Source organism: Alcanivorax sp. UBA3183 (assembly GCF_002364155.1).
GTDB classification, from domain to species: domain Bacteria; phylum Pseudomonadota; class Gammaproteobacteria; order Pseudomonadales; family Alcanivoracaceae; genus Alcanivorax; species Alcanivorax jadensis.
Genome location: NZ_DEXN01000047.1, coordinates 127558 through 151772, shown reverse-complemented (window position 1 = coordinate 151772; position 24215 = coordinate 127558). Strand labels below are relative to the sequence as shown.

General features: G+C 59.3%; 22 protein-coding genes. 9 read left to right on the top strand and 13 right to left on the bottom strand.

Going from position 1 to position 24215, the window contains the following annotated elements; all coding sequences use genetic code 11:
• The first annotated feature begins 96 nt into the window (after positions 1 to 96).
• Together B3Q33_RS15250 and B3Q33_RS15245 are read left to right on the top strand one after the other, a co-directional pair.
• Positions 97 to 1572, top strand: a complete 1476-nt coding sequence (locus B3Q33_RS15250) for an AAA family ATPase (protein WP_273008920.1) — start codon at positions 97 to 99, stop codon at positions 1570 to 1572.
• Complete coding sequence (locus B3Q33_RS15245) at positions 1559 to 2590, top strand: AraC family transcriptional regulator (protein WP_035250205.1); 1032 nt, start codon at positions 1559 to 1561, stop codon at positions 2588 to 2590. The genes B3Q33_RS15250 and B3Q33_RS15245 overlap by 14 nt, the downstream gene beginning before the upstream one ends.
• On the opposite strand, the gene B3Q33_RS15240 is transcribed toward B3Q33_RS15245, so the two are convergent.
• From B3Q33_RS15240 to dsbD, 13 genes are all read right to left on the bottom strand, one after another.
• Positions 2529 to 5324 (bottom strand): hybrid sensor histidine kinase/response regulator, encoded by a 2796-nt coding sequence (locus tag B3Q33_RS15240; protein WP_273008921.1) that lies wholly within the window; start codon positions 5322 to 5324, stop codon positions 2529 to 2531. The two genes, B3Q33_RS15245 and B3Q33_RS15240, sit on opposite strands and share 62 nt — an antisense overlap.
• Positions 5296 to 6351 (bottom strand): cyclic nucleotide-binding domain-containing protein, encoded by a 1056-nt coding sequence (locus B3Q33_RS15235; RefSeq protein WP_273008922.1) that lies wholly within the window; start codon positions 6349 to 6351, stop codon positions 5296 to 5298. The genes B3Q33_RS15240 and B3Q33_RS15235 overlap by 29 nt, the downstream gene beginning before the upstream one ends.
• A 68-nt stretch (positions 6352 to 6419) precedes the next feature.
• Positions 6420 to 7706: a phosphoribosylamine--glycine ligase gene (gene purD / locus B3Q33_RS15230; protein ID WP_273008923.1), complete on the bottom strand. Its 1287-nt coding sequence runs from the start codon at positions 7704 to 7706 to the stop codon at positions 6420 to 6422.
• A 241-nt stretch (positions 7707 to 7947) separates the two neighbouring features.
• On the bottom strand, positions 7948 to 9516 hold the full coding sequence (gene purH / locus B3Q33_RS15225) for a bifunctional phosphoribosylaminoimidazolecarboxamide formyltransferase/IMP cyclohydrolase (RefSeq protein WP_273008924.1): 1569 nt from the start codon (positions 9514 to 9516) through the stop codon (positions 7948 to 7950).
• Positions 9517 to 9607: 91 nt separating this feature from the next.
• Positions 9608 to 9889 carry a DNA-binding transcriptional regulator Fis gene (fis, locus tag B3Q33_RS15220; RefSeq protein ID WP_035250194.1) on the bottom strand — a complete coding sequence of 94 codons (282 nt, stop codon included), beginning with the start codon at positions 9887 to 9889 and terminating at the stop codon, positions 9608 to 9610.
• A 44-nt stretch (positions 9890 to 9933) separates the two neighbouring features.
• The gene (dusB, locus tag B3Q33_RS15215) at positions 9934 to 10974 is read right to left on the bottom strand and encodes a tRNA dihydrouridine synthase DusB (RefSeq protein ID WP_084573529.1); all 1041 of its coding nucleotides are present in this window, start codon (positions 10972 to 10974) and stop codon (positions 9934 to 9936) included.
• A gap of 198 nt (positions 10975 to 11172) precedes the next feature.
• On the bottom strand, positions 11173 to 12375 hold the full coding sequence (locus B3Q33_RS15210) for a zinc-ribbon and DUF3426 domain-containing protein (protein WP_035250192.1): 1203 nt from the start codon (positions 12373 to 12375) through the stop codon (positions 11173 to 11175).
• 134 nt (positions 12376 to 12509) lie between these two features.
• On the bottom strand, positions 12510 to 13394 hold the full coding sequence (gene prmA, locus B3Q33_RS15205) for a 50S ribosomal protein L11 methyltransferase (protein ID WP_273008925.1): 885 nt from the start codon (positions 13392 to 13394) through the stop codon (positions 12510 to 12512).
• 167 nt (positions 13395 to 13561) lie between these two features.
• Positions 13562 to 14911 (bottom strand): acetyl-CoA carboxylase biotin carboxylase subunit, encoded by a 1350-nt coding sequence (accC, locus tag B3Q33_RS15200; RefSeq protein ID WP_273008926.1) that lies wholly within the window; start codon positions 14909 to 14911, stop codon positions 13562 to 13564.
• 12 nt (positions 14912 to 14923) lie between these two features.
• A complete protein-coding gene (gene accB, locus B3Q33_RS15195; RefSeq protein WP_273008927.1) occupies positions 14924 to 15376 on the bottom strand; it encodes an acetyl-CoA carboxylase biotin carboxyl carrier protein in 453 nt (150 codons plus the stop codon).
• A gap of 3 nt (positions 15377 to 15379) precedes the next feature.
• Positions 15380 to 15820 carry a type II 3-dehydroquinate dehydratase gene (gene aroQ, locus B3Q33_RS15190; protein ID WP_035250183.1) on the bottom strand — a complete coding sequence of 147 codons (441 nt, stop codon included), beginning with the start codon at positions 15818 to 15820 and terminating at the stop codon, positions 15380 to 15382.
• A gap of 90 nt (positions 15821 to 15910) precedes the next feature.
• The gene (locus B3Q33_RS15185) at positions 15911 to 16192 is read right to left on the bottom strand and encodes a hypothetical protein (RefSeq protein WP_156964920.1); all 282 of its coding nucleotides are present in this window, start codon (positions 16190 to 16192) and stop codon (positions 15911 to 15913) included.
• Positions 16193 to 16228: 36 nt separating this feature from the next.
• Positions 16229 to 18100, bottom strand: a complete 1872-nt coding sequence (gene dsbD, locus B3Q33_RS15180) for a protein-disulfide reductase DsbD (RefSeq protein ID WP_273008928.1) — start codon at positions 18098 to 18100, stop codon at positions 16229 to 16231.
• Between the two features lie 146 nt (positions 18101 to 18246).
• Here dsbD and B3Q33_RS15175 point away from each other — a divergent pair, with 146 nt between their 5' ends.
• Genes B3Q33_RS15175 through B3Q33_RS15145 form a run of 7 tightly spaced genes read left to right on the top strand, consistent with a single transcriptional unit; the run spans position 18247 to position 24128 of the window.
• Positions 18247 to 18693 carry a TlpA family protein disulfide reductase gene (locus B3Q33_RS15175; protein ID WP_035250179.1) on the top strand — a complete coding sequence of 149 codons (447 nt, stop codon included), beginning with the start codon at positions 18247 to 18249 and terminating at the stop codon, positions 18691 to 18693.
• Complete coding sequence (locus B3Q33_RS15170; RefSeq protein ID WP_035250177.1) at positions 18690 to 18917, top strand: DUF4266 domain-containing protein; 228 nt, start codon at positions 18690 to 18692, stop codon at positions 18915 to 18917. The genes B3Q33_RS15175 and B3Q33_RS15170 overlap by 4 nt, the downstream gene beginning before the upstream one ends.
• Before the next feature lie 10 nt (positions 18918 to 18927).
• Positions 18928 to 20184, top strand: a complete 1257-nt coding sequence (locus B3Q33_RS15165; RefSeq protein WP_052043092.1) for a DUF3570 domain-containing protein — start codon at positions 18928 to 18930, stop codon at positions 20182 to 20184.
• A gap of 19 nt (positions 20185 to 20203) precedes the next feature.
• Positions 20204 to 21109 (top strand): FAD:protein FMN transferase, encoded by a 906-nt coding sequence (locus tag B3Q33_RS15160; protein ID WP_035250174.1) that lies wholly within the window; start codon positions 20204 to 20206, stop codon positions 21107 to 21109.
• A complete protein-coding gene (locus B3Q33_RS15155; protein WP_035250173.1) occupies positions 21090 to 21755 on the top strand; it encodes a response regulator in 666 nt (221 codons plus the stop codon). Before B3Q33_RS15160 ends, B3Q33_RS15155 begins: the two co-directional genes overlap by 20 nt.
• Complete coding sequence (locus tag B3Q33_RS15150; protein ID WP_272962919.1) at positions 21752 to 23092, top strand: ATP-binding protein; 1341 nt, start codon at positions 21752 to 21754, stop codon at positions 23090 to 23092. The genes B3Q33_RS15155 and B3Q33_RS15150 overlap by 4 nt, the downstream gene beginning before the upstream one ends.
• A gap of 28 nt (positions 23093 to 23120) precedes the next feature.
• Complete coding sequence (locus B3Q33_RS15145) at positions 23121 to 24128, top strand: DUF2333 family protein (protein WP_035250169.1); 1008 nt, start codon at positions 23121 to 23123, stop codon at positions 24126 to 24128.
• The last annotated feature ends 87 nt before the right edge of the window (positions 24129 to 24215 follow it).

Genomic DNA, 24215 nt, shown 5'->3' with positions numbered 1-24215 from the left:
CGCGACTCAAGCGTCGCTCCTACTGACAAAACAAAATAACAAGGGCGATGCAAGCCAGCGTGAAGCCTGTTGCGTGAGGCGTGCCAGCGTAAAACCATGAGTGACCTGAACGACCTGAAAATGCTGTTGGAATCCCGCTATCCCATCGTGGTCATCGAGACCTGGGAGGAATTGCGGGCGCTGGATCTGATTCGCCGCCTGGGAATGCGCGAGGGCCGGCCGGTGTTCGCTTGGAACGGGGTGGATGGCCTGCGCCGGCTGGAATTCGAGGACGCGCCCAGCCAGAAGCATACGGTGGAACCCGACGCTGTGCTGGGCCAGATTCGTGGCACCAATGAGCCGGGTATTTATGCCCTGTGTGATTTGCATCCTTATCTGGAGGGTGAGCCCAAACAGGTGCGCCTGCTCAAGGAAATTGCCCTGCATCATGAGCGCCTGCATCACACCCTGGTGTTGATCAGCCACCAGTTTTCCATTCCCCCGGAAATCCGTCGTTACTGCACCCGCTTTTCCCTGTCCATGCCGGACGAGAAGCAGCTGGAGCATATCGTTCAGGATGAGGCCCGTCGTTTCAAACAGGAGAAAGGCGAGCGGGTGCGTGCGGACCGGAACTTACTCGATCGACTGGTGCGCAACCTGCGTGGCCTGAGCGTGGAAGATGCCCGCAAGTTGGCCCGGGGGGCGATTATCCATGACGGTGCCATTACCGAGGCGGACCTGCCGGAGATCAACAAGGCCAAGTTTGCCTTGATGGAAATGGACGGCGTGCTCAGCTATGAGTACGACACGGAAAGCTTTGCCGACGTGGGCGGCTTGCAGGGTCTGAAAGACTGGTTGGGCAAACGAGAGCAAGCGTTTCACGGGCAAACCGATATCGACAGTCCACGGGGCATCATGATGGTGGGCGTGCAGGGCGGCGGCAAAAGCCTGGCTGCCAAAGCCGTAGCCGGATTGTGGGGGTTGCCACTGCTGCGCATGGACATGGGGGCGATCTACAACAAGTTCTTCGGCGAATCCGAGCGCAACGTGCGCGAGGCCCTGGAGTTGGCGGAAACCATGTCCCCTTGTGTGCTGTGGATCGATGAGATCGAGAAGGGCATCGCCGTGGGCGACAACGATGGCGGCACCTCCCGGCGGGTGCTCGGTACCCTGCTCACCTGGATGGCGGAAAACCAGAGCCAGGTGTTCCTGGTGGCCACGGCCAACGATATCGAGCGCCTGCCACCGGAACTGATCCGCAAGGGGCGCCTGGACGAAATCTTCTTTGTGGATCTGCCATCGCCGGCGGTGCGCGAGGTGATTTTCCGCATTCACCTGGAAAAACGCGGCCAGGCGCCGGAGCGATTTGATCTGCCCACCCTGTCTGCGCACAGCGACGGGTTTACCGGGGCGGAAATCGAACAGGCCGTGGTGGCCGGTCTCTACAGTGCCAGCGCTGCCGATGGCGTGCTGGACCAGGCGCTGCTGGAGGCTGAGCTGGCGGCCACCGTGCCGCTGTCGGTGACCATGGCGGAATCCCTGGCGCGGCTGCGGCAGTGGTGCCAGGGCAGGGCGGTTCATGCCGGTGCTTGATCCCGGCCTGGCGGGCTCTGATCGCAGTCTCACTGCGGCCTATGTGGATGCGGTGCTGCCGCCGTTGCTGGATCATTACGGTTTGTCCCGGGACGCGGTGCTAGAGCAGGCCGGGCTCAGCGAGACACCGTTTGCGGAGCCGGGACAGTTGCTGCCGTTGGTGGATGTATTGCGGCTGTTCCTGGTGATTCTGCAGGCCTGCGGCGATTCCGGGCTGGGCTTCGAAATCGGCAAGCGGGTTAAGCCGCGCTCTTATCAAGTGCTGGGTTATGTGATTCTGGCCAGCCGCGATCTGGGCCAGGCCATCGAGCGTCTGATCCGCTTTGAAAGCCTGTCCGGCAAGCTGGGAGAGACGCAACTGTCGCACCATGTCGACACAGTCCGTTTGAGCTGGCAGTGCCCGCTGGCCGGCGAGCCGGGCCGTTATCTCACTGAGGCGGCGGTAACCGGTTGGGTGGCGTTTATGCGCCCGCTGATAGCCCGGCAGTTGAGTCCTACCAGGGTGTGTTTTCGCCACCCGGCGCCGGAGGATGAGCAACGCTATCAGGCGTTTTTTGATGCGCCGGTGCGGTTCGCGGCGGATTTCGACGGGGTGGAATTGCCGGCGGAGTACCTGTCGCTGCCGTTGGAATCGGCAGATCCTGGGTTGTCGGTCATGATGGAGCGCGAGGCCCGTGACCTGCTTGCCAACTTTGACGCTAATACCAATCTGGTCAGTGCCGTGCGCGCCCGCATCTATCAGCAGCTGGCGGATGGCGAGCCATCGCTGGAATCCGTGGCGGATAGCCTGGGTATGCCCGCCCGCACGCTCAGCGCCCGGCTGGCGCGCCGTTCATTGCGATTTGCGGAAATCCTGGATGGTTTGCGCCAGAGTCTGGCGGAGCTGTATCTGCAGGACCCGGCGCTGTCGTTGACCGAAATCGCCCTGCTGCTGGGCTTCGCCGAATCCAGTTCTTTCAGTCGGGCATTTCGTCGTTGGCGAGGAACAAGTCCGAATCAGTGGCGTCGGGGCGGGTAAAGCGCACCAGGGTATCGCGAAGCACATTCAACTCCACCGGCTTGGGCAGGTGGGCATTCATGCCCGCCGCCAGGCTGCGTTCCTTGTGCTCGCGCAGGATGTGGGCGGTGAGGGCGACAATGGGCACTGCCGGAAGTCCCTGTTTCTGCTCGTACTGACGAATCCGTCGGGTGGCCTCGAAGCCGTCCATTTCCGGCATTTCGCAATCCATCAGGATCAGGTCATAGCGGTGCTTCTCGGCCAGGGCCAGTGCTTCCTGGCCGTTGGAGGCGATGTCAGCCTTGAGGCCCAGTTTGGCAAGCATGCCACGAATCACTTTCTGGCTCAGGTAATGGTCTTCTGCTACCAGGATGTTCAGTTGTGGGTCGGGCTTGTGCTCGGTCTTGGTGGGAATGGGGCGGTGGCCCAGCCCCAGTTCCTCGGCCAGTACCTGGCGGAGACGGGGGGCGGAAACCGGTTTTGACAGCACCCGGTGGATGCCCACGTTGCGGGCCTGGGTGGCGGTGGGGGCCAGGCTGATGCCGGTGAGCATCACCAGCACGGTGGGATGCATGATCACCGGGTCCTCGTGGATCCGAGCGGCCAGTTGCATGCCGTCCATGCCGGGCATGTTGTGGTCCAGCACCACCACGTCATAGGGCTCGTTGATGTTGGCCTGGGTCCGCAGGGAGGCCAGTGCTTCACGGGGGTCGTGGCAGGCGGTGACACGCATGCCCCAGGACAAGGCGTGATGGCGAAGCACCCGGGTTACGGTGCTGGAATCATCAACTACCAGCAGGCTGCGACCTTCCAGCGCGGAGGTATCCACCATTACAGGAGGTGGCGCATCGGTGATTTCTGGCGGCAGGGGAACCACAAACCAGTAATGGGCGCCGCGCTGATCCTGAAGGGTGCCCATGCGGCCGTGCAGGGCTTCCACCAGCTGCTCGGCGATGGCTAGGCTGAGGTGGCTGCTTTCTGGTTGTTTGGTGGTGCTGCGCAGGCGTTTGAGAATGTCGTCGCTGATGGCGCTACCGGAGAACCCGAAGCGCACCCGGTCCGCCTGGCCGGTGGGCTCCATGGAGACATCCACCACCAGTTCCCCGTGGCTGCCATGGCGTACCAAAGCGCCCATCAGGTTGGTGAGGATCTGGCGCAGTCGCCCCGCGTCACCGATTACCCTTGTGGGCACATTGGTATGCACATGGGTGATCAGTTCGATCTGTTTTTCCTCGGCCTTTTCCTTGAACAGGTCGATGGCTTCCATGATCAGGTCATGGATGTCCAGGGCGCTGTGATTGATATCGGCCCCCTGGGTGGATAGCTGCGAATGCTCCAGTACGTCATTGATGATGCGCAGCAGGCTGTCGCCGGCATTCTGGATGGCGCCGACGCATTCGCGCTGGTTGGGGGTAAGCGGGGTGTCGCCAAGAATTTCCGCCATGCCCAGGATGCCACTGAGCGGGGTGCGAATATCATGGCCGATCCGTGACAGGGTTTCCCGGCGGGTGCTGTCCACGGTTTCGGCAACCGCCTCGGAGCGCTTCTTCTCGATCTGCATACGAGCCTGCTGGCTGTGTTGTAGCCGCAGGCCGATGCCCAGAGTCATTGCCTCCAGCACGGTAGCGCCCAGTAGCCATTGGGGGAGTTCCGCGCCGGTTTGCACAATTCCCAGGCAGGCCAGGCATACCAGCAACGCTGGAAAACTGATTAACAGGGAGGTCAGGAAAAACAGTCCGCCGCCGGTAATTTCCCTGTGCCAGGCGGTGTAGCCCATGGTGAGCAGAAACAGGGTGGCCAGGGTGACCAGGGCGAAACTGATGTAGCCGGCGGCGGCCAGCGGCAGAATTACGGTAAAAGGCAGATTGGCCAGGGCCAGCATCTGCAGCAGGAGGGTGCAGTAATGCAGCCAGCCGGTCTGGTCCGACAGGTTGAAAAAGCTGCGTGACAAGCCGGTGGCCGACCACATGGCCAGCATCATGCCGGCAAACAGCAGTCGTGGATGCAGCAGGTTATTTTCACTCAGGCCCGAGGGTAGCAAGTCAGCCAGGGTCAGTCCGATCAACAGGATGCTGAGGATAAAGCCGCAGTGGTAGTAATAGGTGGCTCCGCCACGTAGCGCGCCGACAATCAGGTTATAAATCGCCAGGATCAATAGAGCACCGGCCAGCAACATGTAGATGGCATTGTGCTGCTGTTGGGTCTCAAGCAAGTGGTTGACGGTGGTCAGGGTCAGTCCGTAAGTGAGATAGGCCCGGGGTGGCAGTTGCAGATAGGCGAGTCGGGTTTCACCGGTGGGCAGGTGCACCTGGAAACTGCTGCCGCGACCGGGAATGCGCTGTTCCGGCTCGAGTTGCCGGTAGACGCCGTCTGCGTCTGGTAGATAGAGTTGTGCCGTCGGGTTACCGCGCAGGTGCAGAGCGAAATCGTGCTGATTACCCAGTTCGTTCCTGATGGCAACGCGCACCCACCAGTGGCCGTTGCGGATGCCCAGGCGTTCGATATAACGCGTAGCCGGCTGGAAATGATCCATGGCCGGTAGCTGGCTGACGGTATGGATGTCCAGCTCGCCGGAGGGGTCGCGCAGGTATTCGGAGTAGATGGTAATCCGCGCCTGATCTGGCAGGCTGTGGATCACAAAGGGTGGAGGTGGTTCCGGGTTGGCCCGGCAGAGGCTGCCAGCCAGGCCCAGCAGGAGTATCAGAGCGCCTCTGAACAGAAAAGAGTCAGGCCACTTCCGTTGGTTTTTTTGCATCCGTCGCTTTTCCCCGGTCCAGCACATAGGCATTCAGGCCTGCTTCCGAGAGGATATAGGCTCCCAGCTCACTGCGTCGACCATCTCCGCACACCACATAGAAAAAATCCTTTTCCAGATTGTGAACTTCGCGGCGTAGTTCGTTGAGTGGAAGGTTGCGGGCTCCCGGCGTACGGTCGTGGCGGAACTCCATGGGCAGACGCACATCCACCAGGATGCAGGCGGTTTCAGCCTCGAGCACCATGGTATCCAGCTCGTCTTCGCTAAGATGGCGGATTACCGAGTCCTGCAGGATGGACTGGAAGTCCTGCTTGCCCAGGCACATCAGTACGCCGTCGCTGGTCATGGTGATGGTGGCGTTGCGGGGGCTGTCGCTGATCAGGGCGTCTTCACCGAAGAAGCGCCCGGCGGAAAGGGCTGCCAGGGTTTCCTGTTTGGCCCCCTTGGAGCGGGTGACCATGGCCTTGCCCTGCTTGATGACGAAGAAGGTGTCGCCATCCTCGCCTTCTGTGACTACGGTTTCGCCAAGCTGCACTTCCCGTTCCTCGAATTTCACGAACAGGCTGTGAATCATGGCCGGCGGTATGGCGGAAAACAGCTCCGAGGACAGCAGCGCATCCATCCAGTCCCGTTCGCTTTCGTCATCGTCTTCATCAAGCATGGATTCGGCGGCCTGGGTCCAGGTCATCAGCAAATCCAGCTTGTTACGGTCGATAGCGTAGAGGGTGGTGGTTTCCGCGCTAATGGCGTTGATGGTGTGTTCCGGATAGTTGTCCAGCGCCAGGTAATTCTCGTCGTCATCGGCGGCGAAGTGGCGTACCTGGAAACTGGCGTCGGTGAGATCCAGAGAACCTTCCACCAGAAAATAGGCCTTGTCGCTGGTCTGCCCGCGTTTGAACAGCAGTCGCCCGGGGCCGATCTTGATGACTTCGAACTGGCCCTGGATTTCCTTCAGATGCGATTCGCCCAGGCAGTCAAAGGGAATGAAATTCTCGAGACGAGACATGTCGGCGACGACATCGCTCATTGGTAGCCCCCGGTGCTTCGTTAGTGGGTGAGCCAAAGTAGGCTCACCTTTATTTCGTAGAGGCTACATTATGACTTTTCGCGGGCCACTGCACGGTAACCGATGTCTGTGCGGTGGTAGGCGTCGCGCCATGTGATCTGCTTCACACCGGAGTAGGCATTGGCCTGGGCTTCACTGACGGTATCGCCGACACCGGTCACGCAGAGAACGCGACCGCCGCTGGTGACGACCTGGCCGTCTTTCTCGGCGGTACCGGCATGGAATACCTTCACGGTGTCGGAATCGGCTTGATCCAGGCCGTCGATGACGTCGCCCTTGTCGTAGCTGTCCGGGTAGCCGCCAGCGGCCATGACCACGCCGAGAGTGGGGCGCGGGTCCCACTGTATTTCGGTCTGGTCCAGCTTGCCGTCCAGTGCTGCCAGGCACAGGGCGGCCAGGTCGGATTGCAGACGCATCATGATCGGCTGGGTTTCCGGGTCACCGAAGCGGCAGTTGTACTCGATGACCTTGGGGGCGCCATCCGGGTTGATCATTAGCCCGGCGTAAAGGAAGCCGGTGTAGGGCATACCCTCGGCGGCCATGCCTTCTACGGTGGGAGTGATCACCTCGTCCATGATGCGCTGATAGACCGCATCGGTGACCACCGGGGCCGGGGAGTAGGCACCCATGCCGCCGGTGTTGGGGCCGGTGTCGCCGTCGCCGACGCGTTTGTGATCCTGGCTGGTGGCCATGGGCAGCACGTTCTTGCCGTCCACCATGACGATAAAGCTGGCTTCCTCGCCTTCCAGGAATTCTTCCACCACCACGCGGTGGCCGGCGTCGCCAAATTTGTTGCCGTCGAGCATGTCGCGCACGGCGTCTTCGGCGTCCTGCAGGTTCATGGCGACAATCACGCCTTTACCCGCCGCCAGGCCGTCGGCCTTGATGACGATGGGGGCGCCCTGTTCACGGACATAGGCCAGGGCCTCGTCCATATCGGTGAAGTTGCCGTAGGCGCCGGTAGGAATGTTCTGGCGGGCCAGGAAATCTTTGGTGAAGGCTTTGGAGCCTTCCAGTTGCGCCGCCGCCTTGCTGGGGCCGAAACACTTCAGGCCATTGGCCTGGAAGTTGTCTACCAGCCCTTCCACCAGTGGCGCTTCCGGGCCGACGATGGTCAGGTGAATGTTATTGTCCTGGGCAAATGCCAGCAGGGCAGGCTGATCCAGCACATCAATGGCCACGTTTTCCAACTTGGCTTCGCGGGCAGTACCGGCATTGCCCGGCGCCACAAACACTTTTTCTACCTGCTCAGCCTGGGCCACTTTCCAGGCCAGCGCATGCTCGCGGCCACCGCCGCCAATCACCAGAACTTTCATCTTGCTTCAACCTTGTAAGATCAAATGCTTTTTTACCACAGAGGTCACAGAGGTCACTGAGGAAAAACAGAATACCGATCAGGGCATTGTCTTCCGTTTCCTGTGCTTGTCGTGGCCTGCCAGGACTGATTCGAATTTTCCACGGGGCACAGAGCTCAAGGGAGCAAACCGGGGCTATCAAAGCCGGATGGGTTTATCTCAGTGACCTCTGTGCCCTCTGTGGTAACAGCCGCTTTTGGTTTTAGTGACGGAAGTGGCGCATGCCGGTGAAGACCATGGCCATGCCGGCTTCGTCGGCGGCAGCAATCACTTCTTCGTCGCGGATCGAGCCGCCCGGCTGGATCACGCAGCTGATGCCTACCTTGGCGGCATTGTCGATGCCGTCGCGGAACGGGAAGAAGGCGTCGGAAGCCATGACCGAGCCTTCTACCTGCAGGCCGGCATGCTCGGCCTTGATGGCGGCGATGCGGGCGGAGTTGACGCGGCTCATCTGGCCGGCACCTACGCCTACGGTCTGGCGATTCTTGGCGTAGACAATGGCGTTGGATTTGACGAACTTGGCCACCTTCCAGGCGAAGATCAGGTCATGCATCTCGGCTTCGCTGGGCGCGCGCTTGGTGACCACTTTCAGCTCACCTTCGGTGATCATGCCGATATCGCGGTCCTGGACCAGCAGGCCGCCATTCACGCGCTTGTAGTCCAGGCCTTCAGCGGCCGCACCCTCGATCTCGCCACATACTAGCACCCGCACATTCTTCTTGGCGGCTGTGATGGCCAGGGCTTCGTCGGTGGCAGAAGGCGCGATGATCACTTCCACGAACTGACGGTCGACAATGGCCTGGGCGGTGGCCGCATCCAGCTCGCGGTTGAAGGCGATGATGCCGCCGAAGGCAGATTCGGTATCGGTGGCGAAGGCCAGATCATAGGCCTTGCCGATGCCGTCCAGGCTCACCGCCACGCCGCAGGGGTTGGCATGTTTGACGATCACACAGGCGGGCTTGGTGAAGCCTTTTACGCATTCCAGCGCCGCGTCGGTATCGGCGATGTTGTTGTAGCTCAGCTCTTTGCCCTGCAGCTGCCTGGCGGTGGCGATGGAGGCCGGTGCCGGGTTGCGCTCGGTGTAGAAGGCCGCTTTCTGGTGCGGGTTCTCGCCGTAGCGCATGTTTTGGGTTTTCTCAAAATTCAGGTTGATGGTGCGCGGGAAGTCAGCATTGTTGTCGCCCACCTTCTTGCCAAAGTAGTTGGCAATGGCGCTGTCATAGGCGGCGGTATGTTCGAACGCCTTGATGGCCAGGTCGAAACGCAGGGTGTCGGACAGCGCGCCGTTGTGGGCGGCCATGTCGTCGAGCACACGCTGGTAGTCACTGGTATTGGTGACGATGCCCACGCTGGCATTATTCTTGGCCGCAGAACGCACCATGGTCGGGCCGCCGATATCGATGTTCTCGATGGCATCTTCCAGGGAGCAGTCCGGGTTGGCCACGGTGGCTTCGAACGGGTAGAGGTTGACTACCACCAGATCAATGCGGCTGATGTCGTTGTCGGCCATGACCTGTTCGTCCTGGCCGCGACGGCCAAGGATGCCGCCGTGCACTTTCGGGTGCAGGGTTTTCACCCGGCCGGCCATCATTTCCGGGAAACCGGTGTAGTCGGAGACTTCGCGCACGGCGATGCCTTCGTCCTGCAGTTTCTTGTAGGTGCCGCCGGTGGAAAGAATTTCCACGCCTTGCTCGGCCAGTGCCTTTGCAAATTCGACGATACCTGTCTTGTCGGAAACACTGATCAGTGCACGTTCAACCGCGTTGCTCATGGGATTTCACCAAGTTGCGTTCTGGGATAAGTGGTTCATTTAAAAACAAAAAAAGGGCAGTAAGGACTGCCCTTTATCGCTGGGGTCGTGCTTAAAGCAGACCGTACTGCTTGAGCTTCTTGCGCAGGGTGCCGCGGTTCAGGCCCAGCAGCTCGGCGGCCTTGGTCTGGTTGCCGCGGGTGTACTCGAGCACTTTCTCAAGCAGCGGGATTTCCATTTCCGCCAGTACCATCGGGTAGAGTTCGCTTACGGCCTCACCGTCCAGCTGGTTGAAATAATCGTTTAACGAACGTCGCACACAATTGCGCAGAGTGTCGTGGGTTTCGCTGCGCGCGATGGTCAGGTGCGGCTTTCGTGCTTCTGCGGTGTTCATTTCAGTAAGTGTCCGTGCAGCGGCTGTGTTAACTGAAGAAAGGGTCATGCGGCCAAGGCTCCGTTTTTCTTCCGGGCAGACACCTCGCCATAACAACCGAATCGTACCCGGTCGGTCGTGGCGTTTATCTGTTGGAAAAACTGCTCGATTGCCAACCGTTGATCGGTGGCATTTTCCAGTGTGTTAAATCCGCGCCGGAAGTCTTCGCCACCGGGCAGGTTTTGCGTATACCAGCCCAGATGCTTGCGTGCGATACGCACTCCCATGAACTCTCCGTAGAACTGGTGGAGTTCGGCGAGGTGCTGTTGCACGCAATCGTGGACTTCCGTTACGAACGGCGCTGCGGGTAGCGAGCCGTGCTCGAGGTAATGCAGGGTATCCCGGAAGATCCACGGGTTCCCCTGTGCAGCGCGGCCGATCATGATACCACCCGCGCCGGTGGATTCCAGTACCCGTTTAGCTTTTTCCGGGCTATCCACGTCACCGTTAGCCATAACCGGAATATTCACCGCGGCCACCACCTGGGCGATGGAGGCGTACTCGGCGTCACCGTTGAACTTGTCAGCACGGGTGCGGCCATGGATGGCCAGGGCCTGAATGCCCGCTGCTTCCGCGATACGGGCGATCTCCAGCGCGTTGCGATGGTCGCGATCCGGGCCGGTACGGATTTTCAGCGTCACCGGCACGTCCACGGCAGCGACAACCGCATCCAGGATGCGGGCCACCAGGTCCGGGTCCGCCAGCAGGGCAGAGCCTGCAGCGCGTTTGCACACTTTCTTTGCCGGGCAGCCCATATTGATATCAATGATCTGGGCGCCATGATCCACATTGGCGCGGGCCGCATCGGCCAGCATGGCCGGCTCACCGCCGGCAATCTGCACCGACACCGGGCCGGGTTCACCACTGTGATCAAGCCGTTGGCGTGACTTTCGAGAGTTCCACAGACGGGTGTCCGAGGTCACCATTTCCGACACCAGCAGACCTGCGCCCAGATCCCGGCACAAACGCCGGAAAGGGCGATCCGTGACGCCGGCCATGGGGGCCAGAATCAGCGAATTGGGCAAGGTATATGGGCCGATCTGCATAGGGTCGCAATGGCATGTGTGAAAGGGGCGCTAATGATAGTGAGCGGCGCGCGGGGATGAAAGGGCACAGGGTAAAAAATGCGCGATTACGGATGAATGTGATGGAGCTATCCGGATGACGAGTGGTGAGGAACGAGTCTCGAAAGGCTTGGCTTTTCGAGACTCGTCCCTCGTGACTCGTTGATCCGCGGGGGCGTGTTAGCGCTGGCTCACCCGCTCCTGAGCCTCCACGGCCGGCAGCAGGCGCAGGTTATAGTTTACCGCCTGTTCGCCAGGATCGACGATTTCCAGGGAGATGTGCAGGGGGGTGTTCACCGGCATGGCCTCCAGGTTGGTCAGGTCGCCACGCAGGTACTCCGCCGGGCTGAAGCGGCGGCTGGCTACCGGGTTGCCGTTGAGGGCGCTGAAGCTCAGTTCCAGCTCCGGAAAGGGTTGCGGGTAGCGGGCTTCATTGAACAGGATGGCGTCCACGATCAGGGCGTTGGCGTAATCCGGGTGGCTGCGTACCACCAGGTTGGCGCCGCGCAGTTTGCTGATGTCGGTGCGGTTGGGGAGCCGACAGCCAAGTACACCACAGGCCTGTTGGTAGAGCGGTCGCCATTGCGGGCTGCGGGCCAGGTCGTCGAAATTGAAGTAGGCGTATTGTCCCACCAGTACCACCAGGGCCAGCACGGACAGGCCGCTCCACTTGAGCAGGCCGCCCCAGTCGCGCTGTTGACGGAAGGGGGTGTCGCGTTCGCGTACTGGCCGGGACAGCGGCACCGGCTCCTCGGTCAGGTCGTCACCAAACAGGTCCAGGCCGCCAAAGAAATCGTCTTCGTCGTCATCCTTGGGTGGTTTGGGGGCCGGTTTCTTTTTCGCCTGTGGTGGCGGTGAAGGCGCTTTGCGTTTGTCTGCCTGGCTTTCCCGGGGGCCGAAACTGGCAGGCTGACGGGTTTCCTGCTTGGCGGGCTGGTCCTCGTCCTCTTCCAGTTCCTTGAGCAGGGCTTCGGCCCAGGCCTCGTCGGCATTTTCGTGGTGGCTGGCGCGACCGGCGCCGTGCATATCGGAGAAGTCTTCGCCGAGACCGGATTCGGCAGCATCTTCATCCAGATTGATGAAAGAGTCGCTTAGCTCCATGCCCTCAATGCTGGGGCTGGAGGAGGCGCCATCATCGTCATCGGTGAAGGTTTGTTCGGCGCTATCCGGTACGCTGGTGCTTTCGCTTTCCAGGGCTCTGGCCCAGCGGTCACCGGCGGGTTCTTCCTGGGCGAGAGGCGGATCAATCAGGTAGTCGCTGGCCTGAAAAATCTGCAGGCAGGAGCCGCAGCGAACCGCGCCGCGCGCCTGCTTGAGGTGTTCTTCGGTAATCTTGAACTGGGCTGCACAGTGCGGGCAGCGGGTCTTGTATTGGGCGGCCATGGCTTTCGCCTGATTGTTATTGGTGATGAGACGCAACAAGCTGCACGCAATAGGCTACCACGCAGCCAGGGAATCAAGATGGTGTGCAGGCAACTACGTTTTACAGAAAAAGCAGGACAGGCCGCAAGGACCTGTCACTCAGTTTTGCGTCGTACCCCGTCGATTCGAACCCAGTCGCCCTGTTGGCTGGTGGGATTCAGGTCGAACCAGGGGGCATAGGCGCTGCGCACCGACTCTGCCTGCTCAGCAAGAATGCCGGACAGGGCCAGGCTGGCCCCGGCGCGACAATAACCGGCAAGCTGGTCGGCCAGTTCCACTAGCGGGCCGGCCAGGATATTGGCGACCAGTACATCACAGCGGTAATCCGCCGGCAGATTTTCCGGCAGGTAAAGGCTGAGACCGTCGGCGACACCGTTATTGCGGGCATTATCCTCGCTGGCGGTGAGTGCCTGGGAATCGATGTCGGTACCGGTGGCATTGCCTGCGCCCAACAGCAGGGCGGCGATGGCCAGCACCCCCGAGCCACAGCCGAAATCCAGCACCGCCTTGCCTTGGAGGTCGGTCCGGTCCAGCCATTCCAGGCACAGGGCGGTGGTCTCGTGGGTGCCGGTACCGAAGGCCAGGCCCGGGTCCAGCTTCAGGTTCACGGCCTGTGGATCCGGTGACTCGCTCCAGCTGGGGACGATCCACAGCCGTTCGCCGAAGCGCATGGGAGCGAAGTCATCCATCCAGGCCCGTTCCCAGGCCTGGTCATCCAGCGTCTCGTGGTGATGGGCCTGAGCGTCCAGCCCCTGTTGTTGCAGGGCGGCGAGGATCAATGCCGGGTCACGGTCAGCATCGAACAGGGCGCTGACCACGGTGTTCTGCCACAGCGGGCGGGCACCGGGGGGCGGTTCAAACACCGGCTGATCGGCGCCATCAGTCAGCGTGACCGCACAAGCTCCCATATCTTCCAGTGCGGACTGGAAGGCATCGGCGTGGGCTTCGGTGGTGGCAAGGTGTAGCTGGAGCCAGGCCATGTTGTCGCTTCGCTCTAGTTAATAGTGAACAGTTAACAGTTAATAGCTGCGCGAGAGATGCGGTCGTTATTCAGAACGCATGAGGCCGCGCACAGGGTATGGGCGCGGCCTCAGGGGGTAATATAACAGTTAACAGTGAACGCGAGCTATTCACTGTTCATTGTTAACTATTCACTGCTTCCCAGCTTTTTCTCCAGATGGTGAATATCCACCCCGCCGGCAATAAAGGCCTTGTCCTTGAAGATCTTGTTGCGGTGCAGTTCCACATTGGTCTTGATGCCTTCCACCACGATTTCGTCCAGCGCATTTTTCATGCGGGCGAAGGCGATCTCGCGGTTTTCGCCCCAGGTGATCAGCTTGCCGATCAGGGAGTCGTAGTAGGGGGGCACGGTGTAGCCACTGTAGATATGGGAATCCACCCGTACACCATTACCGCCGGGGGCATGGAAATAGGTGATTTTGCCGGGGCAGGGAGTGAAACGCACTGGATCTTCAGCGTTGATGCGCACCTCGATGGCATGGCCCTGGAAGTTCACGTCGGTCTGCTGCAATTGCAGGCCTTCGTCGCTGGCGATACGCAGCTGTTCCTTGACGATGTCGACACCGGTGATCATTTCTGTGACCGGGTGTTCCACCTGCACGCGGGTGTTCATCTCAATGAAGTAGAAACCTTCATTTTCGTAGAGGAACTCGAAAGTGCCGGCACCCCGGTAATTGATTTCCTTGCAGGCGTTGACGCAACGCTCGGCCACTTCGTCTTTCAGGTGCTGGGGAATGTCAGGCGCTGGTGCTTCTTCCACCACTTTCTGGTGACGACGTTGCAGGGAGCAGTCCCGGTCGCCCAGATGAATGGCATGGCCGGCGCCGTCTGCCAGCACCTGCACTTCCACGTGGCGGGGTTTCTGCAGGAATTTTTCCATGTAGACGGTGGCGTCGCCGAAGGCGTTCTTGGCTTCGGAACGAGTCAGCGTGATGGCGTTCAGCAGGTGCTTGGCGTCTTCCACCACGCGCATGCCACGGCCACCGCCGCCGGCGGCGGCCTTGATGATCACCGGGTAGCCGATCTTCTCCGCCATGGCCAGGGAGGCATCGCCGTCGTCGCCCAGGGGGCCGTCGGAGCCGGGTACGGTAGGGACGCCGGCCTTTTTCATGGCTTCAATGGCGGCCACCTTGTTGCCCATCAGGCGAATGGTGTCCGCCTTGGGGCCGATAAAGGTAAAGCCTGAGCGTTCCACGCTTTCGGCAAAATCCGCATTTTCTGCGAGAAAGCCGTAACCGGGGTGAATGGCGTCGGCGTCGGTGACTTCCGCCGCACTGATAATCGCCGGGATGTTCAGATAGGACTCGGTGGACGAGGCCGGGCCGATGCAGACCGCTTCGTCGGCCAGTCGCACGTGCATCAGATCCCGGTCCGCCTTGGAATAAACCGCCACGGTGCGAATGCCCAGCTCCTTGCAGGCGCGCAGGATACGCAGGGCAATTTCGCCGCGGTTGGCAATGACAACCTTTTCCAGCATGAGATGCCTCCGTTAAACGATGGAGAACAGAGGCTGATCGAACTCAACCGGTTCGCCGTCTTCCACAAGGATGGCATCAATGGTGCCGGACTTGTCCGCTTCGATCTGGTTCATCATTTTCATGGCTTCGACGATGCACAGCACGTCGCCGGCCTGGACTTTCTTGCCTACCTCAACAAAGGAGGAGGCCCCCGGCGACGGGGAGCGGTAGAAAGTGCCGACCATGGGCGAGCGCACCAAGTGGCCGCTAGGGGTGTTGTCAGCCGGTGCCGGTGTTTCAGCGGCGGGAGCCGGGGCCGGGGCCGGCGCGGCGGCCTGCGGTGAGGCATAGTAATGTGCCGGCGCTGCAGGGTGGCGGGAGCCGCGGCTGATGCGCACGGACTCTTCTCCCTCGCAGATCTCCAGCTCTTCAATGCCAGATTCCTCCAGCAGCTCAATCAGTTTCTTGACCTTGCGAATATCCATGTATTAACCATCCAGTTGTTCTAGGGCGGCGGTCAGCGCCAGCTGGTAGCCGGTTGCGCCGAGCCCGCAGATCACGCCCCGGGCAATATCGGAAAAATAGGAATGATGGCGGAAGCTTTCCCGGGCATGCACGTTGGACAGGTGCACCTCGATAAAGGGGATATCCACCGCCAGCAGGGCGTCACGCAGGGCCACGCTGGTATGGGTGAATGCCGCCGGATTCATGATGATGAAGTCGATGCCTTCGGTGCGGGCATCGTGGATCCGTTCAACCAGCTCGTATTCCGCGTTGCTTTGCAGATGCTGCAGGTGATGGCCTGCATCGCTGGCCTGGGCCTGCAATTGCTGGTTGATATCGGCCAGGGTGGTATGGCCGTACTTGTCCGGCTCGCGGGTGCCGAGCAGGTTCAGGTTTGGGCCGTGTAAGACCAGAATGGAAGCCAAAACAGGTCCCCCTGGGGAATTTGTCGTTATCTGCCGTGAACGTGCAGGAAATGCACCGGTTATCCCGGCGTTTCTGGCACTTGTGCAATATTAGGGGGAAATCATGACAGAAAAAAGGGGTTTACAACATTCGTTACAAGTTACCGGAAGATGCCGGGCAATCGGTACTGTTTCACGGTTTTTGTTTAGATGCAGGAACAACAACATTTCAACAGGGCTGTTGTAGGAGCGGCGCTTGAGCCGCGAACCGAGCGTCAGCGAGGCGACGAAGACGTGGGTATCCGCGACGCTATCGTGGATAGACCTGTCGATTTTTGGGATTCCTGATCGCCCTGCGGTCGATTTCCGCGCAAAGCGCGGTTCGCGGCTCAAGCGCCGCTCCTACGACAGCTACGTCGATATTACCTGCTACAGCCCCGGCATAACCCGCTTATCCAGGTGTTCCAGAAACCGGTCCGGCTTCATTTCCCCAAGCACCCGGGATTCCGGTAGTTCCATGCCTTCCGGGGTGAAGAACACCAGCGCCGGCAGGCCGAGGATGTTGTATTGCTCCATGATCGCCTGGCTGTCCGCGTTGATCTCGGTGATGTCCACCCGGTAGAGATCGAAGTCTTGCATGGCGGCGAGTACCTGCGGGTCGCTGAGGGTGGTTTCCTCCAGTATTTTGCAGGCCACACACCACTCGGCAAAGAAATCCACCAGCACCGGTTTGCCTGCCTGGCGGGAATTAGCCAGGGCGGTGCCCAGATTGTCGCGTCCCAAGATGGTTTGCCAGGGCCCGTGGTCCCCCGGGGCACTGGCGGTGGCCGCGGCCGGTGCCGATTGCGTCATCGGCGCCAGGGGCTGGAGTGGATCGTCGCCGCCACTGAGCGCACCGACGATCATCACCGAGCCATACAGGGCCAGCACCAGGGCGATGCCGCGCTTGAGCCGGGCGATGCCTTCGCCGGCGGCTTCCAGAGCGCCGAGCTGCACGCCGTAGACCGCCAGAAGCAAGCCGTAAAGGCCCAGGGTAATGGTCCCGTTGATGATGCGATCCAGAAGCCAGATGGCAACACCGAGCATGACCACCCCGAAGAAGCGTTTGATCTCTTCCATCCACATGCCGGCCCGGGGCAGCAAGCTGCCGCCGCCGGTGCCAAAGATGATCAGCGGCAAGCCCATGCCCATGGACAGGGCAAACAGGGAGGCGGCGCCGGTGAGGGCATCACCGCTGGCGGCCACATAGATCAGTGCACCGGCCAAAATCGGGGTAACACAGGGAGACACGACCAGGGCAGAGATGGCTCCCATGATAGCGGCACCGAAAAGGCTGCCGCGCTTGCTCTCGCCGGGCTGGTGCAACTTGTTACGCAGAAAGGCGGGCAGTTGCAGCTCATAAAGGCCGAACATGGACAGCGCCAGCAGCACGAAGATCACGGTGGAAGTAATGATGGCCGCTGGCTGTTGCAACAGAAATTGCAGGTTGAGCCCGGCGCCAAATACCGCAACCAGCAGGCCGGCAAAGGTATAGGGCACCGCCATGCCCAGCACATAGCTGGTACTTAGTACAAAGCCACGGCTGGCACTGGGCTCCTTCTCGCCGGCAATAATGCCGGACAGAATCGGCACCATGGGGAACACGCAAGGGGTGAACGCCAGCAGCAGCCCGCCGACAAAAAAGAGGCCGATTACCAGGCCCAGGGAGCGGTCGTTCATCCAGCGGTTGAAGGCGTTGGCATCGTCGGATTGCAGGGTGCTGAGGAAGCCGCCGTCATCGTTATTGCTGCTGGCGGTATCAGCGGGGCGGGCCGCCTGAGCGGCCGGGGGCTTTTTTGCCGGTGACGGGTTGGCCAGCGGGATGACTTTCCTGGTGGGCGGGTAGCACAGGGTGTCCTCAATACAGCCCTGGTAGCGCACCTCAAGCTCGGTCGCCACCAGCGGTACGCTGGTCACTGGCAAGTTCAGGGTAAGCCGGTCGTAGTACACCTCCACATCCCCGAAAATCTCGTCGGTCTTGTCCTTGCCGGGAGGCAGGGTGTAGTCAGCGAAATCCTCCAGCACGTTGCCGTTCTGGTCACGCAGGCTGAAGCCGAAACGGTGCTGATAGAGGTAAACATCCTCCATAAGCTCGAAATCCAGCAGCAGTTGCTGGTTGTCCCAGTCTGCATCGGTGATCAATTGAATGGCTTCATCGACGCCAGGAAGAGGCTGCTCGCCAAACAGGTCTTGCGCGATGGCAATAGGCCATAAACAAAACAGTGAAAGAAAAAGCCCCAGTCGCTGCCAGCTGTTCTGCATTACTGTCTCCTCAAACCCCAAAGATATTACCGGCCCAGTTTCGATGCCGAATAGGCGAATTAGTTTCAGGGGTGTTTATTAACGGTGCCTTAAGGTTCCTTTAAGGCGTCCGGTGGAAGCTGTGGGCTCACAATAAGGAGAGCCTCATGCGCTATTTACGGGTGCTTGTTCTGCTGGCCATTCCCTGGCTAGCCCATGCCGATCCCCTTCCATTCTCGCCGGAGCAGGTCGGTGACGCAAAAGTGATTTACGTGGACTTCTGGGCCAGCTGGTGTGTGCCTTGCCGTCGTTCCTTTCCCTGGCTCAATCAAATGCAGGAAAAATATGGCGATCAGGGGTTTACGGTGATTGGTATCAATGTAGATCAGGAGAGGGCTGATGCCGAGCGATTCCTGGCCAGTTATCCAGCCCTATTTCCGTTGGTGTTTGATCCTCATGGCGAATTGGCTTCCCGATATCAACTAGAGGGAATGCCGAGCGCAGTGTTACTGGCGGCAAACGGAAGCGAGCTATCCAGGCATATCGGTTTTGTCGCCAAGCATAGCGACAAATACGAGAAGGAAATCGTCCGTCTGATGGAGTCTCAACAATGAAAACCCTATTTACCTTTACCGTACTGCTGGCTGCACTGGCTGGCTTGAGCGGTTGTCAAAATCTCGGCGTTCAGCCCTGGCAAAGGGACCTTATGGCCAAGCCGGTGATGACACCTGGCGCTGCTGACGGTCTGGATGATGCTTTGGATGATCACATCTATTTCAGCAAGGAAGCGTCCAGTGGTGGGCGCGGTTTTGGTGGTGGTGGCTGCGGCTGTAACTGAGGGAATGACAATGCAAAAGAAACTGGATGGAAAACAAATCGGTGTCGGAATTGCCGCTGCAACTTGCGCCTTGCTGGGGCAGCCTGCCCTGGCCCAGGGGGATGCGGATGCCTGGCAGTTCGACTCTGCCGTGCTTTATTATAGCGAGAAAGATCGAGTCACGGCGGTTGAGCCGGTGGTGCGCGGCAAGAAACAGTTTTCCGATGACAGCGAGCTGGAGCTCAAGTTGACACTGGATTCGTTGACCGGTGCTTCCCATAACGGGGCAATCAAATCAGACAAGCCGCAGACCTTTACGTCCCCGTCAGGCGGTCAGCAATACCAGGTCACTAACGAAGTGCCGCTGGATGACTCTTTCAAAGATACTCGGGTTGCTGCCAACATGCAGTATACGCGTCCGTTCAGCCGGACGTTACGCTGGACTGCAGGAATGAACTTTTCCAACGAGTATGACTTTACCTCCATGGGCCTTAATGCCGGCCTGTTGTGGGACCTGAACAACAAAAATACGACCCTGACTTTTGGTCTGGCCCATGAGGCGGACACCATTGATCCGGTAGGGGGTAGCCCGGTGGGGCTGACTTTCCAGAGTGATCAGCAGAAAACCGATGGTTCGGAAGACCGTTCAATCAATGATTTGCTGTTTGGTGTTACCCAGGTGATCAACCGTAACTGGTTGATGCAGCTAAATTACAACGTGTCGGTCTCGGATGGTTATCACACTGATCCCTACAAAATCGTCACAGTGGTGGGTGCCAATGGCGACCCGCTGGAAGCGGAGAGTTTTGGTGCGATGGACATTGGTGCCGGCGACGCCCAAATTTTCGAATTGCGGCCGGATTCACGCACCAAAAATGCGCTTTATTGGGAGAATCGCTATCACTTCAATCGTGATGTGCTGGCGGTGGGCTATCGTTTCATGTCGGACGATTGGGGCATTACGTCACATACTCTGGATGTGAAATATCGCTTTCAGTTCGACAATGGCTGGTTCCTGCAACCGCATGTGCGCTGGTATGACCAGGGGGAAGCCGATTTCTACCAGGAATCTGTTACTGCTGCGCAGGTGGGCTCTCTCGACGAAGTGTCGGCGGATTATCGCTTGGGCAATCTTACCGATACCACCTATGGGGTGAAGGTTGGCAAGCAGTGGAAGAACAACCAGCAGCTGAGCTTGCGCGTGGAAAGCTTCCAGCAGAGCGGTGACAGTGATGCCTCGGAATTGGATGCGCTGATTACGCAGGTCGGGTATACCTTCTATTGGTAATCGTTGCGATGGAGCCCGTATGAGCCAGGGCAGAGATATCATCATGGAACAGGATGGCCCTCTCTGGCGGGGCCGTTTTGCTGCCATGGCCAGCCCCTGCGAATGTCTGATTAGAGGTGTCAGCGAGAGCCTTGCCTGGCGGTCGATCCAATGTGTGGCCGAAGAGGTCTGGCGCATCGAGCACAAGTTTTCCCGCTATCGGGATGACAATTTGATGGCGACCATCAATAACGCCAGCGGGCAGTGGGTGGCCCTGGATGACGAGACGGCTCGTTTGCTGGATTTTGCCGATCAGTGTTGGCGACTCAGTGAGGGCGCCTTTGATATTACCTCGGGGGTGCTTCGCCGTGCCTGGCAGTTTGATGGCTCAGACTGTCTGCCCGAGCAGGCCCAGATCGATACCTTGCTGCCATTGGTGGGTTGGCAGAAAGTCGATCGGCGGGCCCATAGCATTCGTTTGCAGGCAGGGATGGAGCTGGATCTTGGTGGTATCGGTAAGGAGTACGCGGTTGATCGAGCTTTCAATCTGGCGGGACAGCTCTCTGAGGCGGATCTGCTGGTGAACTTTGGCGGCGATCTGGTGGGGCGGGCTTCGCAGGAACCCTGGTTGGTCGGCATGGAGGGCACCGCCAGGCCTCTGGCCGGGCGGTTGCAATTCACTACCGGAGCGCTGGCCACAAGCGGCGATAGTCGCCGTTTTTTACTGCGTGACGGGATTCGTTACAGTCATGTGCTGGATCCGCGCAGCGGCTGGCCTGTCTCCAGTGCTCCCCGTGCCGTCACCGTATTTGGACAACAGTGTACCCAGGCAGGACTGCTTTCAACTCTGGCTATTTTGCAGGGAAAAGATGCCGAGCGCCTGCTTGATGAAGCCGGTGCGCAATACTGGATTCAATGGGGGGACGATGCGCCTGCTACTGGTTGAGGACGACGCCCTGTTAGCTGATGGCTTGCAGCGTGCACTCCGTGCAGAAGGTTACACGGTGGATCACATTGATCGGGGTGATCTGGTGATGCCGGCACTGGAAGACGGCGGTTTTGCACTGGTGCTGCTAGATCTCGGCCTGCCTGGGCTGGAGGGCCTGGCTGCATTAAAAGCCTTGCGGCAACAGGATAAACAGATTCCGGTGATTATCATCAGTGCCAAAGATGCTCTGGAAGACCGCATCAGCGGGCTGGATAGCGGGGCAGATGACTACCTGGTGAAACCGTTTTCCTCTATGGAGCTGATCGCCCGGATTCGTGCACGACTACGCCGTCGGGAAGCCCCGGGAACGGAAACGCTAAAGATCGGTGAACTGGAAATCGATGCCGAGCGGTTCCTTGTGACACTTGGCGGCGAGCCGGTAAACCTGTCACGACGGGAAATGAGTGTGCTATTACAGCTGGTGCGCCATCGTGGTCGTGTTCTTACTCGTGACCAGCTTGAGCAGGGGCTGTATGGCTGGAACGAGGATGTGGAAAGCAATGCTTTGGAGGTACATATCCACCATTTACGTAAAAAGCTGGGGAGTGGTCTGATTCGTACGGTCAGGGGGGTGGGTTACAGCTTGGCGGGTGAGACGGGATGACTTTTTCCATTCGCCGTTTTTTGATCTTGTCCCTGCTGATGGTCATCGTTGGAGGTGGCCTGTTACAGGCTTTTTTTGCCTACCGAACCCTTTATCACGAACTGGATGAGCAGTACGACGCGGAGCTGGTGCAAAGCGCCCATCTCTTGGCGGGTTTCTGGCGGGAGGGATATCCGCCAGATGCGTCTCTGTCGGTTTTGGATAATCAGGAGTCTCGCTACCTGCGTTATTTCATCTATCAGCTCTGGCAAGACGGCAACCTGGTCGCCGCCAGCGAGGGCTCTCCCGAGATGCCGTTGATCGCGCTGAATAGTCAGCCGCTGTATCAGGAAAAAAAAGGCTGGCATGCTTATTCGCTGCCTCTGGCCAATGAGCGCTGGCTGATCCTGGCGGAGAGTGATTATGCTCGTCACTCAATGGTCAGGAACGTGGCAGGTTCGTTGTTGGCGCCTTATCTGATCAGCGTGCCTTTCATCATGTTGCTGGTGTGGCTGGCCATACGTGTAGGCCTGTCGCCTCTATCGGATCTTGCTCGTTCAGTAAGCAGACGTTCACCGGATAACTTAACCCGGCTGTCCGATGGCAAAAAAGTGCGAGAGTTGGAGCCAGTGAAGGAGGCCATCAATCAATTATTAGAGCGCCTGGAAGCCGGTATTGAGCGAGAAAAGCGTTTTACTGCGGACGCGGCCCACGAATTGCGAACCCTGCTGATGGTATTGCAATTGCACGTGGAGAATGCGATCTCCTTGCCTGACCCTCAGCAGCGGGAAGCCTCTCTGCAGGCACTGAAGGAGGCGGTGGGGCGGGCTGAGCGCATGCTTGAGCAGCTTTTGGTGCTGGCCCGTCTGGATCCTGCTCTCGGGCCTCCTGAGAAGGGTGGCTGTGTCGACGTATTGAGAGTGGCGAGGGAAACACTGGCGTCCCTGGTGCCGGTGGCGGATCGTCTCCATCAGCAATTGGAGTTGTGTCTGGATACTTCCCTCTGGGTAGCTATTCCCGAGGAGGCGCTGCGATTGGTGTTGCGCAATCTGGTCGATAACGCCTGTCGCTATGCCGATCCTGGTATCGTTGGCGTGAACGCCGAGAAACAGGGCAATCACGTGCGCATAGCGATTTCTGACAGCGGTGAAGGTCTGAGCCAGGATCAGGGGCATCGCTATGGGGAACGTTTCAGCCGCGGTCACTCCGATAAGGATGGCGCGGGTTTGGGGCTGTCTATCGTCACCGGCATCCTGTCGCTCTATGGGGGAAGCCTGTCTTATCGTAAACGGTGTGCGGACTCTCCTGCAGCTGCTATCGTGTTACTCCCTGCCGCTACTGAAATGCCTGGGTTATAGTGGTGGTTCGTCGATCTTGGGAGTGATCATGAGTAACGAAAAATTCAGCGAAAAAATGGGTGACGCCATGCTCGACCCCCGCCATAACCGGATTTGGAAAGGGGTGCTGTGGTTGCTGGGGCTGCTACTGCTAGTGGATGTTCTGCTGAGCTGGTACTGGAGCCAGGAGCCTGATCTGCGTGAATTGCCCAGTCGCGAAAACGTGGTCGCCGGCGAAACCATTGCCCGTGAACTTATCTTCGTTTCTGACACCTTGCTGTCCAAGCCGGGAGGCTATCTCAGTAACGATATCCTGCCCCACCGTCTGTGGATGGATAACATGCCCGCCTGGGAGTACGGCGTACTGGTGCAGGTGCGTGATTTTACCCGGGTGCTACGTCGGGATATGAGTCGCTCCCAGTCCCAGAGTCAGGAAGACCGGGATCTGGCCATTGCCGAGCCCCAATTCAACTTTGATGCACAGAGCTGGGCTATGCCCGCCACGGAAAGTGAATACCGCCGGGGTATCAAGGCGCTGCAAAGCTATCTGGATCGCCTTACCGATGCCAACGAAGGCGACGGCAAATTTTATGCCCGAGCGGATAACCTCAACTACTGGCTCAACGAAGTGCAGAGCCGGCTGGGCTCCCTGAGCCTGAAATTGAGCCAGAGTGTGGGGCGCAGTGAGCTGAATATGGATGTGGGCAGTGCCGAGTCCGTTGCCAAGCCCGGTAATGAAGAAGACTTTGTGAAAACGCCCTGGTTGAAAATCGACGATGCGTTTTATGAAGCACGGGGCGCAACCTGGGCGTTGACCCAGTTGATGCGTGCTGCCGAGGTGGACTTCGCCGAAGTGCTACGGAAAAAGAACGCCACTGTCAGCTTTCGCCAGATGGTACGCGAGCTGGAAGCGACCCAGGAAACCCTGTGGAGTCCGCTGATTCTTAACGGCGATGGCTTTGGCATGCTGGCTAACCATTCCCTGGTGATGGCCAATTATGTGTCCCGCGCCAATGCGGCACTGGTGGATCTGCGGAAACTGTTGCAGGAAGGGTGAGAAAGGCAATTGATAATGGATAATTGATAACGTCGCGAGCCAGTCTCTCGGATATCCTGAACGAAAGAGGCCGCGCCCAAGTCATTG

What these genes read in the sequence shown, in the direction of transcription:
- B3Q33_RS15150 (WP_272962919.1), top strand. Translation starts at nt 21,752, where the DNA reads ATGACTTTTTCCATTCGCCGTTTTTTGATCTTGTCCCTGCTGATGGTC.
- accC (WP_273008926.1), bottom strand. Translation starts at nt 14,911, where the DNA reads ATGCTGGAAAAGGTTGTCATTGCCAACCGCGGCGAAATTGCCCTGCGT.
- prmA (WP_273008925.1), bottom strand. Translation starts at nt 13,394, where the DNA reads ATGGCCTGGCTCCAGCTACACCTTGCCACCACCGAAGCCCACGCCGAT.
- fis (WP_035250194.1), bottom strand. Translation starts at nt 9,889, where the DNA reads ATGAACACCGCAGAAGCACGAAAGCCGCACCTGACCATCGCGCGCAGC.
- accB (WP_273008927.1), bottom strand. Translation starts at nt 15,376, where the DNA reads ATGGATATTCGCAAGGTCAAGAAACTGATTGAGCTGCTGGAGGAATCT.
- B3Q33_RS15245 (WP_035250205.1), top strand. Translation starts at nt 1,559, where the DNA reads ATGCCGGTGCTTGATCCCGGCCTGGCGGGCTCTGATCGCAGTCTCACT.
- dusB (WP_084573529.1), bottom strand. Translation starts at nt 10,974, where the DNA reads ATGCAGATCGGCCCATATACCTTGCCCAATTCGCTGATTCTGGCCCCC.
- B3Q33_RS15165 (WP_052043092.1), top strand. Translation starts at nt 18,928, where the DNA reads ATGCAAAAGAAACTGGATGGAAAACAAATCGGTGTCGGAATTGCCGCT.
- purH (WP_273008924.1), bottom strand. Translation starts at nt 9,516, where the DNA reads ATGAGCAACGCGGTTGAACGTGCACTGATCAGTGTTTCCGACAAGACA.
- B3Q33_RS15210 (WP_035250192.1), bottom strand. Translation starts at nt 12,375, where the DNA reads ATGGCCGCCCAATACAAGACCCGCTGCCCGCACTGTGCAGCCCAGTTC.
- B3Q33_RS15175 (WP_035250179.1), top strand. Translation starts at nt 18,247, where the DNA reads ATGCGCTATTTACGGGTGCTTGTTCTGCTGGCCATTCCCTGGCTAGCC.
- B3Q33_RS15235 (WP_273008922.1), bottom strand. Translation starts at nt 6,351, where the DNA reads ATGAGCGATGTCGTCGCCGACATGTCTCGTCTCGAGAATTTCATTCCC.
- purD (WP_273008923.1), bottom strand. Translation starts at nt 7,706, where the DNA reads ATGAAAGTTCTGGTGATTGGCGGCGGTGGCCGCGAGCATGCGCTGGCC.
- B3Q33_RS15170 (WP_035250177.1), top strand. Translation starts at nt 18,690, where the DNA reads ATGAAAACCCTATTTACCTTTACCGTACTGCTGGCTGCACTGGCTGGC.
- B3Q33_RS15145 (WP_035250169.1), top strand. Translation starts at nt 23,121, where the DNA reads ATGAGTAACGAAAAATTCAGCGAAAAAATGGGTGACGCCATGCTCGAC.
- B3Q33_RS15240 (WP_273008921.1), bottom strand. Translation starts at nt 5,324, where the DNA reads ATGCAAAAAAACCAACGGAAGTGGCCTGACTCTTTTCTGTTCAGAGGC.
- B3Q33_RS15160 (WP_035250174.1), top strand. Translation starts at nt 20,204, where the DNA reads ATGAGCCAGGGCAGAGATATCATCATGGAACAGGATGGCCCTCTCTGG.
- B3Q33_RS15250 (WP_273008920.1), top strand. Translation starts at nt 97, where the DNA reads ATGAGTGACCTGAACGACCTGAAAATGCTGTTGGAATCCCGCTATCCC.
- B3Q33_RS15155 (WP_035250173.1), top strand. Translation starts at nt 21,090, where the DNA reads ATGCGCCTGCTACTGGTTGAGGACGACGCCCTGTTAGCTGATGGCTTG.
- dsbD (WP_273008928.1), bottom strand. Translation starts at nt 18,100, where the DNA reads ATGCAGAACAGCTGGCAGCGACTGGGGCTTTTTCTTTCACTGTTTTGT.